Consider the following 14,985-nt stretch of genomic DNA (forward strand, 5'->3'; position numbering starts at 1 on the left):
TCCTAGTCGTGCGCTAGCACATGACGTAGCTTCACTACCAATAGGAACACGAGCCTTACCCCAACAGCTGCGAGCAAAGAGAACTGGGAAAAGGAACCTAGAACCGGCTAAAGCGCTTGGTTAGCATCTCCTCGAGGTCGTGCCAGGAATCGGCGTGCTCAGTAAAAGGCGGGGTTGGGGTGTAGCCGGCGGTGTTTGTCGAGCCAATCATGTAGGAGATGTAGTCCTGCATGCGCGGGTGCTCGAGGAAGTAAGAATTCAACGAATCATCCTGCGCCCAGTCGGCGGCATCGGCAAGTAGCTCGTAGGCGCGAGCCATCTGTGCGGTGTCGACGGCCTCGGTGCCTTTGTTGATGTCGCGGACAAGGCCATTGAAGGAGTAGACGTTGTCGGGGTGGACCGTGATCTCAAGATCACCGGCGTTGGCGGCGTCCATGACCTCCGACCATGTGGATACCTTGGCGAGGTCGTGGTCTTCGTGCTCAATGAGCCAGCGAACCAACGCCTTGGAGGAAGAGAACGTGTAGATTTCACCGTACTTGCCCAAAAAGACCGGCTGGGCCTTGAGATAGGTGCGCAAGGTGTAGAGGGTGCGGCCGTCGATGGAGATCTTGATAGGGTCGATGCCTGCGTGGGCCCATACGGTGGTGTCGTAGGGGTCGACCTTGGCTGCGGCTTCTTCCTTGCGGGTTTTTTCCTCCTCGGCGGCCTTCTTGGCTTCCTGTTCCGCATTGGAAATGCGCGTCTGGGCGTCAGTGGTGTTGCCTTCGACCTCCTTGACGGTTACGCAGGAATCCAACGCTTCGACCGTCTTATCCCAGTTACTAACGACGACCCGTCCGATGGCGGTCCACTCGGACAATCCATTGGGGCCGGAAAAGTGTTCGAAGCCGCGCGCGGGGTTTGACAAGATGGAGTGGGAAGAGAACAAGACCTGAATATCGGTGTTTCCGCAGACCTCGCCGATGGCGCGGGCAAGCTGGAAGTTCCCGGCGACCTCCTTGACATTGCGGCGGTCGGGCTTTTGTGCCAGCAGCGCCGGGGTGCCGACGAAGTCGTAGTAGTGGAACTCGTCGGGAACAACACGGGTTGCAGGCTGTGCCTCGAAGTTGGCCCACTTGGGGTGGGACTGCAGATCGTGCTTGTCGCCGGATTCGAGGAACAGCAGTAGCTCAGCTGGGGTCTGAAACACGTAAAGGTCGTCCCCAAAGCCCAAAAACGCCTGCCACTCGGCGCCGTGTTCGCGCCACTTGGGTGCGAAGAGGGTGTAGAAATCGCCTTCTGTGAGCGATAGCTTGACGGGGACGATACCTTTATCTGCCATGAGGATTTATGATAGTCGTTTCATCTATTCCTCGTCACGTTCAGGTTTATTCACGCCTGACTCGGGCAGTGATGGTGCGCTAGGCGCAGTTTAGCCCGTCGGCCGGAAATAACCCTTGAACGCCATGCCCATGTTGGTCTCGCGCAGCGGGTGCACCCCGACCGGATCGCCGGCTTCGATAATCTGGCCGTCCCCTGCATACATGGCTACATGGCCGTCCCAGACGAGCAGGTCGCCTGGGATGAGCTCGCTGCGGCTGACGGCGCGCCCAATATTTTGTTCTTGCGCCAGCCTAGGTAGTTCCACGCCCGCCTGCCGCCATGCCCATTGCGTTAATCCAGAGCAGTCGAAACCTGCTGGGCTGGTGCCGCCCCACGCATAGGGGGTGCCGATCACGGAGCGTGCGGCGGCGACGGCGGCCTCACCCTGGGCAGTGGCGGGGCGTGCACCGAGTGCTGGCGGAGCAGGCATGCTTGCCGACGCATACTGCACCTCCTTTCCTGCGTCGCTCTGCCCGCCGTGCGGTTGTTCGTGGTAGGTGGTGGGATTATCCTCCCCGCCTGCCAACCCGAGCAGCGCTGCCACCGCTGGCTGTAGCCGGGCCTCTGCTTCCTCGAGCCGAATCATGGCCTGGAGCATGAATTTGCTGGGCAGGGCACGAAGATCGTTGACTGCCGCCAGAGCCGCGAGTGGTTCGGGCGTGAAGAGGCGCGGGAGGATCGCCATCGCCTCGCCGAGCAGGGAGTGGGCAATGTGTGTCAATTCGCCAGCCAGGCTGGAGAACTCATCGCCCACCAAGGACATGATGTGCCCGAGCTTTGTGCCATCAATATTGAGGTTGAGGGCATCGTCGATAAGAGCTGCCTGCGCGCCGAACTGGGCGGCAAGTGGCGCCGCCGCTTGGTAAAGCGGATACCCGCCGGTGTCGGGTAGTTGCGGCGGAAGGAGCATGGACAACGTCTTGATGCTCGTCGCGACATCGTCGAAGAATGTCATTTGAGCAACTCCTCAAATAGGCGGGCGGAGTCTTTCTCGAGGCCTTCTATATCGTCCAGGGTGGCCCTGACCTGCCGAGCATGTTCTTGAGCCCTTTCTGACTGGTGGGTTGCCCGCCGGTAAAAGGACTCGAGGCAGGAGTTGATCGCGGCGATGGCTGCGCCGATGCCGGGTGATTCCGCACCCTCCACCAACGTCGGCGGGCTGAGGGTGTGGGCCTCGTTGACGAGTTCGGCGGCGAGGCGTTGGGCCAGTTCGGGATCTACGTTCATCTGTTGGTTCATGCCAGCATTAGACTGTCCCGAGCCCGCGGTGGTTCCCCGCGTGGATCAATAAATGCCGGTCTGATGTGACGCCGAGGGTGGTAGTGTAGCGCATCGGTTTGCTGCGGTGGACGTCGGAAAGCAAGGATGCAGCAGGGGGTTATCAGGGAGGTTACGATGGAAGGCATGCAGACTAGAGTCATTGACCATCCCCTGGCGGCCGCCCGCCTGAGCATCATGCGTGATGAGCGCACCGATAACGCCGGCTTCCGCGCCGCCCTTGCCGACCTTGGCACCATGCTCATCTACGAAGCGTCCCGCGATCTCGCGGTGGAGACCTTCCCGCTTTCTACCCCGGTAGCCGAGACCGAAGGAAAGCGGCTGCAGGATCCGCCGATCATCGTGCCGGTGATTCGCGCTGGCCTGGGCATGGTGGATCCGGCCTTGTCGATGATCCCCGACGCACAGGTGGGCTTCATTGGTTTGGCCCGCGATGAACGCACCCATGAGCCGGTGCCATATCTGGAGGCGTTGCCGCAAGACCTCACGGGGCGGACGGTTTTTGTCATCGACCCGATGCTGGCAACCGGCGGTTCGCTCCTGCACGCCATTCGCCTTCTGGCCGATCGCGGGGCCACCGACATTACCGCCGTGTGCATGGTCAGCGCGCAGCCGGGCGTGGACGCACTGGCCAATTCTGGTCTACCGGTGCGCCTAGTCACGGCTACCATTGACCCAGCGCTCAACGAGGATGCCTACATCGTTCCCGGTCTGGGCGATGCCGGCGATCGCCTTTATGGACCGCGCAATATTGATCTCTAGCTCGGCCTTGCGCGCCGCGTGAATGCCCGCGGTTGATATTTCGTTGCGCATTCTTGCTTTCCGACGTCTACGGTACCCCTGTGTGGAATTGCCGTGGGCGTCGAGCCATGTAGAAAGTGAGAGATGGTTGCAGATATGCCTACCGGTTAAGGATATCTGACTTGTCATTTTTGGCACGATGTGCTCAAAAAGTTGTATATTCGCGCAAACTTTTCCCTTCCGGATGAGACCGGCGTCACTTTCGGCTATCGTCGAGGGCATGGCGAGAGTAAATGATATTCATTCTGTCCAGTGGGGAAGTTACAGTTTCAATCTCGGGTACCGCCTGCGCACGATCAGGGGGATCCGGGGCATTAGTCAGTACCGCCTGACTGAACTTTCGGGGATCTCACGTACCACCATTTCGAATTTGGAAAGAAACGAATCCCCTGAAGATGGCTTCCCTAGTCCCTCATTGTTGACCGTCTACGAGCTTGCGCGCGGTTTGCACGTGCCACCGTGTGCACTCATGCCCGGGGTGGGAAGCTACGTCACGCCCCGTTTTGAAGGTCCGCACAAAACATTGGAAGTGGAGTACCAATGGCCCAACCTGCCCAATGACAACCAGCGCTTCGACAAGCGATACCGAAGCGGCGGCGCCTTCAATCCGAATCCCACATTTGAGGAATAACGGGGACGGCCTAGGTTCAGGCTAGAGCTGTGCGATGAGGTCTTTCACAGCACGCGAGACCTCATCGAGCAGCCTGACCGCTCGGCCGCGCCCGGCGATGGTTCCTGGCGGCTGGGTGATCTCTATATAGACCTTCGCCTTGGACTCGGTGCCCGACGGTCGGGCCACGATGCGCACCCGCCCATCGGCATGCTGGCCAATGAAATGCATGCCATGCATCGCCGGCAGCCCGGTGATCTCGGCAAGGGAGGTGACCTGGCCATCAAAGCCTAAAAGCTCCTCCCAGTTGATCCGAGACAAGGACTCGATCAGCGCTGGGGGATTGATGGTACGCGTGGAAATCTGGGTTCCCACGTGCACGCCATAGGCGCGGTGTAGGTCGTCGAGCTCGTCTATGAGGGTCAGGCCGCGGCCTTTGAGTTCCGCGGCCCAGGCGCAGGTCAAAAGTGCGGTGGCAATGCCGTCCTTGTCGTCGACAAGCTGTGGCGCAGGCGCTATTCCCACGGCTTCCTCGCAGCCGAAGGTGATCGAATGCGGATCGGCGGCGGCCATGAGGTTTTTGAATCCCGTCAGCGTCAACCTGAGGTCCCAACCGCGATCGGCCGCTATGGCGGGAAGCAACTGGGAGGAGACGATGGTCGTTGCCACGATCGGCCTGGTGGCGTCGGCAAGCAAATGCGTAGCCAAAAGCGGGCCGGTCTCGTCGCCGCGCAACATGCGCAAGGAACCGTCCTTGCCACGTACGCCCACCGCGCAGCGATCGGCATCCGGATCGAGTGCGATGAGGATATCGGCATGCACCTCCTCGCCGTGGGCAAGCAGTCGTGCCACCGCATCGGGTTCTTCCGGGTTTGGAAACTCCACGGTGGGGAAGGTGGGATCGGGGTAGAGCTGTTCTACGACGGGGAAGATATGCACGAACCCGGCTGCCTCGAGCCCCTGCTTGAGCGCGCGGCCGCCGACCCCGTGCATCGCGGTATAGGCGATCTTCAAGCTTGCTCTTTCATTATTCACCCGCAACAAGTCGCCTTGTGTGGGGCGCACGAGCGCGACTAGGTTATCGACGTATCTGCGTAGCTGGTCGGCCGCTGGGCGCACGAAAACGCGAGGCACGCTCGCTGCCTCCCCGATCTCCTCGATTCGCCTTTCAATCTCTGTGGCAGCCTCTGTGCCGAGCAACCTGCCGCTCGCGGTGTAGACCTTGTATCCGTTATCGGGCGCTGGGTTGTGCGATGCGGTAATCTGCACGCCCCCATCGAGGTGCCATTGTTTAATCAGCCACGGCACGATGGGGGTGGGGGTGGGCGTTGGCATGAGAAACACCTCGAAACCCGCGCCAGCGAAAACCTCTGCGGCGGCGGTGGCAAAGGCATGCGAGCCGTAGCGGGCGTCGAAGCCTACCGCGACGCGCACCGGCGCGTCTTCTTCATGAAAGGCAACGCCAATGCCGGCGCTGGAATCGGGCGGGTACACCGACTCCGGCGAGTGGGGGTGTGCCGCCGCCTGCTCAGCCAACCAGGTGGCAACCCCTGCCGTGACCCGGGTTACCTGCCGAACGTTCATCTGATTGTCGGCAGGGCCTACCGGCGCACGCATTCCCGCTGTTCCAAAGCTCAAGCTCATTGAATCGGCCCTCTTCTCGATACTCGTACTTCGAAGTTACTCGGTTTTGCCGACCAAGGCGTGCTTTTCTTTGCCCCCGGGACGTTCTAACGGGGTGTGGGTAAAGGTAAAGCGAAAGGCTACAACGGTTTTTCCGGGGCGGGATAGGACTGGAATGGGGCGGTTACTAATATCAAGGAGGAAGAAAATTGGAAAGGGGTGGCATGGTGCCACAAAGCGTGTTGGAACATGTCGTGACATGGATCGCCGAACATCACGACGAGGTCATTGGGTGGCGGCGCCACTTTCACGCGCACCCGGAATTATCCCACCAAGAATTTAAGACCACAGACTTTATTGCCCAGACCCTTCGGTCCTATGGGCTTTCCCCCGTGCGCTTCCCACGCACCGGTCTCATGGTCGACATCGGGCCACACACACCAGAACGGCTGGCCTTCCGCGCTGACATCGATGCGCTGCCAATCCACGAACACCCCGATGACTCCACCGCGGACTTCGCGTCGCGCAACGAGGGGGTCATGCATGCCTGCGGGCACGACATCCACATCACGGTGTCGTTGGCTCTTGCCTGCGCGCTCGCCTCAGCCGATCTAGCCATGGGCGTACGGGTGATCTTCCAACCCGCCGAAGAGGTCATGGAAGGTGGTGCGCCTGAGGTCATTGCCGCTGGCGCACTCGAGGGGGTAGCCAACATCTTTGCGGTTCACGCCGAGCCGAAGTTGAAAGTAGGAAGCGTCGGCGTGCGAACCGGCGCCATTACCTCGGCGGGCGATGTGATCGACATTGTTGTAACCGGCCCCGGCGGGCACAGCTCGCGGCCGCACCTGACCGCCGACGTGGTCTATGCCCTCGGCAAGCTCGTCACCGACCTGCCAGCGCTGTTGTCGCGCCGGGTTGATCCACGCACCGCGACGGTCCTGGTTTTCGGCATGATCAACGCGGGATACGCTCCGAATGCGATTCCCGAGCAGGGCAGCGTGTCCGGAACCATCCGTACCGGCGATATTAACGTCTGGCGCCACATCCAACCCCTGCTGGAGGAACTGGTTGGCCAGGTTTTGGCGCCCACCGACTGCAACTTCGACATCCACTACACCAAGGGTGTGCCGCCAGTTATCAATGATGACGTCGCCACGGCCATCCTGGCTGATGCCGCCCAAACCATCGGGCCGCACACGGTGGTTCAGGCACCCCAATCCTCCGGCGGCGAGGATTTTTCGTGGTACCTCGAACATGTGCCGGGCTCGATGGCGCGCCTGGGTTGTTGGGATGGCGTGGGTGAGCCGGGGGATCTGCATCAGGCGAATATGCGTGCCGACGAGCGCAGCATCGAAGTGGGCGTCCGGTTGTTCGCCGCCGTTGCGGATCGCTATGATCGTTCCTTCCGTGGAGAGGCAACCCCGACCTTCTTGAACTAGGCAAGGAGTATCCGTCTAGAACGCAGGCTGCGAAGAGTGGCTAGTTTTGGCCGCGCACGGCAGCCCGTGCTCGGCGATGTTCGCTGGCTGGAACCGGCGCCTGCCACGATGCCAACAGGCGAGGGGGAGTCTGGTGGCCACGGGTGGCTCTAGGCCAGTTCAGTGATTAGAATTTCAGTGTTAAATGGTTATCGTTCAAGCGCAACGCTAAACCTCAACGCTGTTCTTGCCGCCGGGCGCGCATGGCTCATCACGGCTGTGTCGAAGAAGGCGGGCGGTGCGACGCGCCGACATTTAGACCACCCACCATTGGAGGAATCTTGTCCCAACGACCTACTCGAATTGTCATCATCGGCGGCGGCCCCGCAGGCTATGAAGCGGCACTTGCTGGAGCCAAGTACGGTGCCGAGATCACGCTCATCGAGGACAAGGGTCTGGGTGGCTCCGCGGTCATCGATGACTGTGTGCCGTCCAAGTCCTTCATTGCCGGCGCAAACATCAAGACGGACCTCCGCCGTGCCGACGACATGGGGCTGAACAAGGGTATCGGCCAGGCGTTCCTCGATGTCCAAGCCCTCAACCAGCGTGTCAAGGGACTTGCCAGCGAGCAGTCCGGGGACATTCACACCTCCATGGGGCGTGCTGGAATCCGCGTGCTCAAGGGGCATGGTTCCTTCGATGACTACAACCCCAAGCAGACCTTGCACTACATCCGCGTGGCACACCTTGACGGCAGCGTGGAGACGATTGAGTGCGACCTTGTCTTGGTTGCCACCGGTGCGAGCCCGCGTGTCCTGCCCGCAGCTCAGCCAGATGGCGAGCGCATTTTGAATTGGCGTCAAGTCTACGACCTGAAGGAGCTGCCCGAACACCTCATCGTGGTTGGTTCCGGTGTCACCGGTGCGGAATTCGTCTCTGCCTTCGCGGAGCTGGGCGTGAAGGTGACGATGGTGGCCTCCCGCGACCGCATCCTGCCGCACGACGACGCCGATGCGGCAGACACACTGGAAACCGTCCTCGCCGAGCGCGGCGTGTCTCTGGAAAAGCATGCGCGTGTGGATTCGGTGACGCGTACCGAGGATGGCGGGGTGTGCGTGCGCACCTCGGATGGGCGCGAGATCTTTGGCTCGCATGCCTTGATGACCGTTGGTTCGGTTCCCAATACCAACAACCTCGGCTTGGAGAAGCTGGGCATCGAAACCACTCCGTCCGGCCATATCAAGGTTGACCGGGTCTCCCGCACGAACATTCCGGGCGTCTACGCGGCCGGCGACTGCTCCGACTTGTTCCCGCTGGCGTCGGTGGCAGCAATGCAGGGACGCATCGCTATGTACCACGCCCTCGGTGAGGGGGTGTCCCCGATCCGTTTGAAGACCGTGGCGACCGCTGTGTTTACCCGACCAGAGATCGCTGCCGTTGGCGTGACCCAGGCTCAGATCGAATCCGGCGAGGTGACGGCGCGTTCGATCTTGCTGCCGCTTGCCACGAACCCTCGTGCCAAGATGCGTTCGCTGCGCCACGGTTTTGTCAAGCTGTTCTGCCGCAAGCACTCCGGCATCATTATCGGCGGCGTGGTTGTGGCTCCGACGGCCTCCGAGCTGATCCTCCCGATTGCGGTGGCCGTGACCAATCGCCTCACTGTGTCGGACCTGGCGGAGACCTTCGCTGTATATCCTTCGTTGTCCGGCTCCATCACCGAGGCTGCGCGCCAGCTGGTTCAGCACGACGACCTCGGTTAATAGGGGCTGGCAGGCGCGCCGCGCCCAGCGCAGGACGATGGGCGAACACGTCCGGCATGGCTGTCGTGAGCGCGGTAGGCGGCTGGGGAACTGCAGCCTGTGGGTGTCGGCAAGCATGCGTACGTGCGGGCGAACCTATCGGTTAAGTCTTAACAGTCTTAACGTCTAATTTGTGGAAGGTGTCATCACTAGAGGTGGTGGCACCTTTTCGGTTTTCCGGGGGTGATACGGGGTAAATTTGCAAAATTTGCAGCACCATGGTTTGCAAACGTTTACATCCTGTGACCACGGCTTTTATTCGGCGCGGCGGAAAAGGGGAGCCGTAAGCTTTGGTGGTTTGACCACAGGGGTAGATTTCGGGGTACACTTCCACTTATATTAGTTACCTGCATCACAAACCTGAAGATGCTGGAGCTCACAGCCAACGAAAAGAGGTAGGAAGTGCCCACCCCCACTCAATCCTTCACCAAGATTCTAGTGGCCAACCGCGGCGAGATTGCCGTGCGCGCGTTTCGTGCGGCCTTTGAAACCGGCGCGGCCACCGTAGCCGTGTATCCCCGCGAAGACCGCAATTCCTTTCACCGTTCCTTCGCCCCCGAGGCGGTATTGATCGGTGAGGGCGGCTCTGCTGTCAAGGCATACCTAGACATCGATGAGATCATCCGCGCCGCAAAGCAAACGGGGTCCACCGCGGTTTACCCAGGCTATGGATTCTTAAGTGAAAACGCGCAGCTTGCCAGGGAATGCGCCGAGAATGGACTGACTTTTATCGGTCCGACCCCAGAGGTGCTGGAGCTGACCGGCGACAAAGCGGCCGCAGTAGCAGCCGCTAGGGAAGCGGGGTTGCCGACCCTGCAAGAATCGCAGGCCACCGACGACGTCGAAGAACTTTATCAATTCGCCGCCGAGCAGCAATTCCCGCTGTTCGTCAAGGCTGTGGCAGGCGGTGGCGGACGTGGCATGCGCTTCGTGGAAAAGCTCGAGGATATCAAGGCGCTGGCCGCCGAGGCCTCCCGCGAGGCCGCAGCAGCCTTCGGTGACGGCCGCGTCTACGTCGAACGGGCAGTGATCAAGCCGCAGCACATCGAGGTTCAAATCCTCGCCGATGCCGAGGGAAACGTCATCCACCTCTACGAACGTGACTGTTCGCTGCAGCGCCGCCACCAGAAAGTCGTCGAAATCGCGCCGGCGCAACACCTCGACCCACAGCTGCGCGATACCATCTGTGCTGACGCGGTACGTTTCTGCAAGCACATCGGCTACCAAGGTGCCGGTACCGTCGAGTTCCTCGTCGACGAGCAGGGCAATCACGTCTTCATTGAAATGAACCCGCGCATCCAGGTCGAGCACACCGTGACTGAGGAAGTCACACAGGTTGATCTCGTCAAGTCCCAGATCCTCATCGCTGCCGGTGCCACCTTGGACGACCTTGGCCTTTACCAGGAAGACATCACCACCATAGGCGCTGCGCTGCAGTGCCGCATCACCACCGAAGATCCCTCCAATGGCTTCCGTCCTGATACGGGTACCATCACTGCGTATCGCTCCCCAGGTGGTGCTGGCGTGCGCCTCGACGGCGCGGCGATGCTCGGCGGTGAAATCACCCCGAACTTCGACTCGATGCTGGTCAAGATGACCTGTCGCGGCGCCGACTTTGCCACCGCAGTGGCACGAGCCCAGCGCGCCTTGGCTGAATTCCACGTCTCCGGTGTGGCCACGAACATCGGCTTCCTGCGCGCGTTGCTGCGCGAGGAGGATTTCCAACACGAGCGCATCGCCACCGACTTCATCGCCCTACACCCATGGCTGCTGCAGGCCCCGCCGGCCGACGACGAGCAAGGCCGCATCCTCGACTACCTTGCCGACATCACCGTCAACAAACCGCACGGACGCCGCCCGGTGGTTGCAAACCCGAAGGCGAAGCTTGCCATCATCGACCACAACGGCAGCCAGCCCCTCCCGCGTGGCTCCCGTGACGAGTTACTGCAGCTTGGCCCGGCCAAATACGCGCAGCAGTTGCGCAGCCAGGATCGGCTTGCAGTTACGGAGACGACCTTCCGCGATGCGCACCAGTCACTATTAGCAACGAGGGTACGCACCAACACCCTCGTCGAAGCAGCCAAGCACGTAGCCCGGCTGACCCCACAGCTTCTGTCCGTGGAAGCGTGGGGCGGCGCCACCTACGATGTGGCGATGCGTTTCCTCCACGAGGATCCGTGGGAGCGCCTCGACCAGTTGCGCGAGGCCATGCCAAACATCAACATTCAGATGCTGCTGCGTGGGCGCAACACCGTAGGCTACACCCCGTACCCCGATGCCGTCTGCCGCGCCTTCGTGGGCGAGGCCGCCCGATCCGGCGTCGATATCTTCCGCATCTTCGACGCGCTAAACGACGTTTCCCAGATGCGCCCGGCGATTGATGCCGTTCTAGAAACCGGAACGACTGTAGCTGAGGTGGCCATGGCCTACTCCGGCGACCTATCCAATCCGAACGAGAAGCTCTACACCCTCGACTACTACCTCAACCTCGCCGAACAGATCGTAGAGACCGGCGCGCACATTCTTGCCATCAAGGACATGGCAGGATTGCTCAAGCCAGCGGCAGCCACCAAGCTGGTGACCGCGCTGCGCAAGAACTTCGATCTACCGGTTCACGTTCACACCCACGACACCGCAGGCGGGCAGCTAGCAACCTACTGGGCTGCTGCCAATGCCGGTGCCGACGCCGTCGATGGTGCCTCCGCACCATTGTCAGGCACAACCTCCCAGCCATCGTTGTCGGCCATCGTCGCAGCGTTTGCCAACACCTACCGCGATACCGGGTTATCACTCGATGCGGTCGGGTCACTCGAACCCTACTGGGAAGCCGTGCGCGGGCTGTATGCGCCCTTCGAATCCGGTACCCCAGGACCTACCGGACGCATTTACCGGCACGAGATCCCAGGCGGACAGCTTTCCAACCTGCGCGCCCAGGCAACCGCGTTGGGGCTGGCGGACCGCTTCGAACTCATCGAAGACAATTACGCAGCCGTCAACGAAATGCTCGGACGCCCAACCAAAGTCACCCCATCCTCAAAGGTGGTGGGCGACCTAGCACTCTACCTTGTCGGCGCGGGCGTGGACCCGAAGGACTTTGCCGAAGACCCGCAAAAGTATGACATTCCGGACTCCGTCATTGCTTTCCTGCGTGGCGAGCTCGGAACACCTCCGGGTGGATGGCCAGAACCTCTACGCAGCAAAGCACTCGCGGGACGCGCTGAGTCCCGCGATACCTTGGCACCCCTGTCTGAGGAAACCGAAGCTGCATTGCACGACAGCGACGCCAAAGTCGTGCGCCACACCCTTGACACATTGCTCTTCAAGAAGCCCGCCGAGGAATTCGCCGAGCATCGCCGCCGCTTCGGCAACACCTCCGTCCTCGAGGATGCGGAATTCCTCTACGGCCTAGCAGAAGGCAAAGAGACGGTCATCCGCACCTCGGACTCGGCAGTGCCAATGATCGTTCGCCTAGACGCCGTGGGCGAGCCGGACGAAAAGGGCATGCGCAACGTGGTGTGCAACGTCAACGGACAAATCCGCCCCATTCTCGTGCGTGACCGCTCGGTGGAATCGGTGACAGCCTCGGCGGAAAAGGCCGACGCTTCCAACCAAGGGCATGTCGCCGCCCCATTCGCGGGCGTTGTCACCGTTACTGTGAACGCGGGTGATGCAGTCAAGGCGGGTGAACCGGTGGCCATAATCGAAGCGATGAAGATGGAGGCAACCATCACGGCAACCAAGGATGGCCAGATCGAGCGCGTTGTGCTTACCCAGCCCACCAAGGTTGAAGGCGGTGACCTCTTGGTCGTGATTGATTAGCAGTTTTCGCCAAACGCATATACGTAACGCCCCTGTAGCAGCAGGGGCGTTACGTATAGTAACCACCCACCCGGTCAACGCCCGGAAGTGACGTCCCTTGGCCGGAAGAGGAAACCCCTTTTTCGGGAGCTGGGGGAAGTGTGCCGTACCCTAATTTGCGCAGAGGATCAACAAAAAGCGCTTACCCCGCACCATGCCGTCCACAATGAACGACCGGTGCGGGGTAAGCGCTAAACAGGTGTGTTAGAAGCCGGAGATTACTTGATCTCGAGCAGGACTTGTCCCTTGGTCACGCCCTCGCCAGCGGCGACAGCCAAGCCCTCGACCTTGCCGGACTTGTGCGCCTTGACCGGGTTTTCCATCTTCATGGCCTCGAGGACCACGACGACGTCGCCCTCGTTGACCTCAGCGCCGTCCTCGACGTTGACCTTGATAACGGTACCCTGCATCGGAGCGGCGACGGCATCGCCGGAAACGCCAGCCTTAGCACCGCCGGAGCGACGCTTCTTGGCCTTCTTCTTAGCAGGAGCGTTGCCACCACCGAGTGCCAGGTCGCCCGGCAGGGCGATCTCGACGCGACGGCCGTCGATCTCGACGACAACCTTCTGAGCTGGGGTCGGCGCCTCGTCCTCCTCAACCTCTGCTGGGTCGACGTAGGCAGGAATCGGGTTGTCCCACTCTTCCTCAATCCACTTGGTGTAGACGTCGAACTTCTCGCCGTTGCCGATGAAGGCTGGGTTATCGACGACGTGGCGGTGGAATGGGATGACCGTCGGCATGCCCTCGACAACGTACTCGGACAGTGCACGACGTGCGCGCTGCAGGGCCTCGTCGCGGGTTTCACCGAAGACGATCAGCTTTGCCAACATGGAGTCGAACTGGCCGCCGATGACGGAGCCCTCGACGATGCCGGAATCCATGCGCACACCAGGGCCCGCTGGCTCGATGTACTTGGTGACCTTGCCCGGAGCAGGCATGAAGTTGGAGCCTGCGTCCTCGCCATTGATGCGGAACTCGAAGGCGTGGCCGCGCGGGCTCGGATCCTCCTTGATGTGGAGTTCCTTGCCCTCAGCGATGCGGAACTGCTCGCGAACCAGATCCAAGCCGGTGGTCATCTCGGTGACCGGGTGTTCGACCTGCAGACGAGTGTTGACCTCGAGGAAGGAGATCAGGCCGTCGGAACCGACCAAGTACTCCACAGTGCCAGCGCCGTAGTAGTTGGCCTCGCGGCAGATGGCCTTGGCGGACTCGTGCAGGCGGGTGCGCTGCTCGTCGGTAAGGAATGGGGCCGGCGCCTCTTCGACCAGCTTCTGGAAACGACGCTGCAGGGAGCAGTCACGGGTACCAGCAACGACAACGTTGCCGTGCTGGTCGGCGACGACCTGGCACTCGACGTGGCGAGCCTTGTCGAGGTAGCGCTCGACGAAGCACTCGCCGCGGCCGAAGGCAGCTACTGCCTCACGGGTAGCGGATTCGTACAGCTCAGCGACCTCTTCCATCTTGTACGCGACCTTCATGCCGCGTCCGCCGCCACCGAAGGCTGCCTTGATTGCGATCGGCAGGCCGTGCTCCTGAGCGAATGCGACGACCTCGTCAGCATCCTTGACGGGCTCCTTGGTGCCCGGAGCCATTGGTGCATTGGCGCGCAAAGCGATGTGGCGAGCGGTGACCTTGTCACCGAGGTCGCGGATGGACTGTGGAGACGGGCCGATCCAGATCAGGCCAGCATCGATGACGGCCTGTGCAAAATCGGCGTTCTCGGACAGGAAGCCGTAGCCTGGGTGAATGGCATCGGCGCCGGACTTTGCAGCGGCATCGAGGATTTTGTCGATGACGAGGTAAGACTCGGCAGAATTCTGGCCGCCGAGGGCGAAGGCCTCATCGGCCATGGAGACGAAAGGTGCATCCGCATCCGGCTCTGCGTAAACCGCGACGCTGGCGATACCTGCATCGCGAGCGGCACGAATGACGCGAATGGCGATCTCGCCACGGTTGGCGACGAGGACCTTTGTGATCTTCCTGTTTTCCACAGACACTTGTTGCTCTCCTGATTCTAGTTCATTTCATGCACAATCCAGCGCTTAGCAGAAAGCTCTTTGCAATCTTGGCTTCTTCTTTCGCTGGGGTGTGTGAGCCATGACAATAACTGAGGTACTTAGCGATTACGCACACTCCGCTATAGGCATGAAACATTGTTACACACATTTGCTCGTGTCAAAGCAAAAAGAGGGGAGGTTTTTCTCCCCAGCTTTTTGTTAATGAAACTAACCAG

At 60.9% G+C, this 14,985-nt stretch carries 10 protein-coding genes; 5 read left to right on the forward strand and 5 right to left on the reverse strand.

The features are described from left to right. Nucleotides 1–97 precede the first annotated feature (97 nt). From PAB09_RS02940 to PAB09_RS02950, 3 genes are all read right to left on the reverse strand, one after another. Nucleotides 98–1,324, reverse strand: coding sequence for a hypothetical protein (locus PAB09_RS02940; protein ID WP_271034589.1), 1,227 nt, complete (start codon nt 1,322–1,324; stop codon nt 98–100). A gap of 90 nt (nt 1,325–1,414) precedes the next feature. Continuing rightward, the gene (locus tag PAB09_RS02945; RefSeq protein ID WP_271034590.1) at nt 1,415–2,320 is read right to left on the reverse strand and encodes a C40 family peptidase; all 906 of its coding nucleotides are present in this window, start codon (nt 2,318–2,320) and stop codon (nt 1,415–1,417) included. Beyond that, nucleotides 2,317–2,604, reverse strand: coding sequence for a hypothetical protein (locus PAB09_RS02950; RefSeq protein WP_271034591.1), 288 nt, complete (start codon nt 2,602–2,604; stop codon nt 2,317–2,319). Before PAB09_RS02950 ends, PAB09_RS02945 begins: the two co-directional genes overlap by 4 nt. A 165-nt stretch (nt 2,605–2,769) precedes the next feature. Here PAB09_RS02950 and upp point away from each other — a divergent pair, with 165 nt between their 5' ends. Beyond that, complete coding sequence (gene upp, locus PAB09_RS02955) at nt 2,770–3,405, forward strand: uracil phosphoribosyltransferase (RefSeq protein ID WP_271034592.1); 636 nt, start codon at nt 2,770–2,772, stop codon at nt 3,403–3,405. A gap of 259 nt (nt 3,406–3,664) precedes the next feature. Continuing rightward, on the forward strand, nt 3,665–4,075 hold the full coding sequence (locus PAB09_RS02960) for a helix-turn-helix domain-containing protein (protein ID WP_271034593.1): 411 nt from the start codon (nt 3,665–3,667) through the stop codon (nt 4,073–4,075). Nucleotides 4,076–4,096: 21 nt separating this feature from the next. On the opposite strand, the gene PAB09_RS02965 is transcribed toward PAB09_RS02960, so the two are convergent. After that, nucleotides 4,097–5,698, reverse strand: coding sequence for a phospho-sugar mutase (locus PAB09_RS02965; protein WP_271034594.1), 1,602 nt, complete (start codon nt 5,696–5,698; stop codon nt 4,097–4,099). Between the two features lie 206 nt (nt 5,699–5,904). On the opposite strand from PAB09_RS02965, the gene PAB09_RS02970 reads away from it, so the two are divergent. The 3 genes from PAB09_RS02970 (at nt 5,905) to PAB09_RS02980 (ending at nt 12,713) form a co-directional block, all read left to right on the forward strand. Then, entirely contained in the window at nt 5,905–7,116 is a 1,212-nt protein-coding gene (locus PAB09_RS02970) for an amidohydrolase (protein WP_271035250.1), read from the forward strand. Nucleotides 7,117–7,358: 242 nt separating this feature from the next. Beyond that, nucleotides 7,359–8,855 (forward strand): NAD(P)H-quinone dehydrogenase, encoded by a 1,497-nt coding sequence (locus PAB09_RS02975; protein WP_442873697.1) that lies wholly within the window; start codon nt 7,359–7,361, stop codon nt 8,853–8,855. A 441-nt stretch (nt 8,856–9,296) separates the two neighbouring features. Further along, the gene (locus PAB09_RS02980; RefSeq protein ID WP_271034596.1) at nt 9,297–12,713 is read left to right on the forward strand and encodes a pyruvate carboxylase; all 3,417 of its coding nucleotides are present in this window, start codon (nt 9,297–9,299) and stop codon (nt 12,711–12,713) included. A gap of 257 nt (nt 12,714–12,970) precedes the next feature. Here the strand turns inward: PAB09_RS02980 and PAB09_RS02985 are convergent, their stop codons facing one another. After that, nucleotides 12,971–14,749, reverse strand: coding sequence for an acetyl/propionyl/methylcrotonyl-CoA carboxylase subunit alpha (locus PAB09_RS02985; protein ID WP_271034597.1), 1,779 nt, complete (start codon nt 14,747–14,749; stop codon nt 12,971–12,973). Nucleotides 14,750–14,985 lie beyond the last annotated feature (236 nt).

Origin of the sequence: Corynebacterium sp. SCR221107, assembly GCF_027886475.1 — a bacterium.
Taxonomy (GTDB): domain Bacteria; phylum Actinomycetota; class Actinomycetes; order Mycobacteriales; family Mycobacteriaceae; genus Corynebacterium.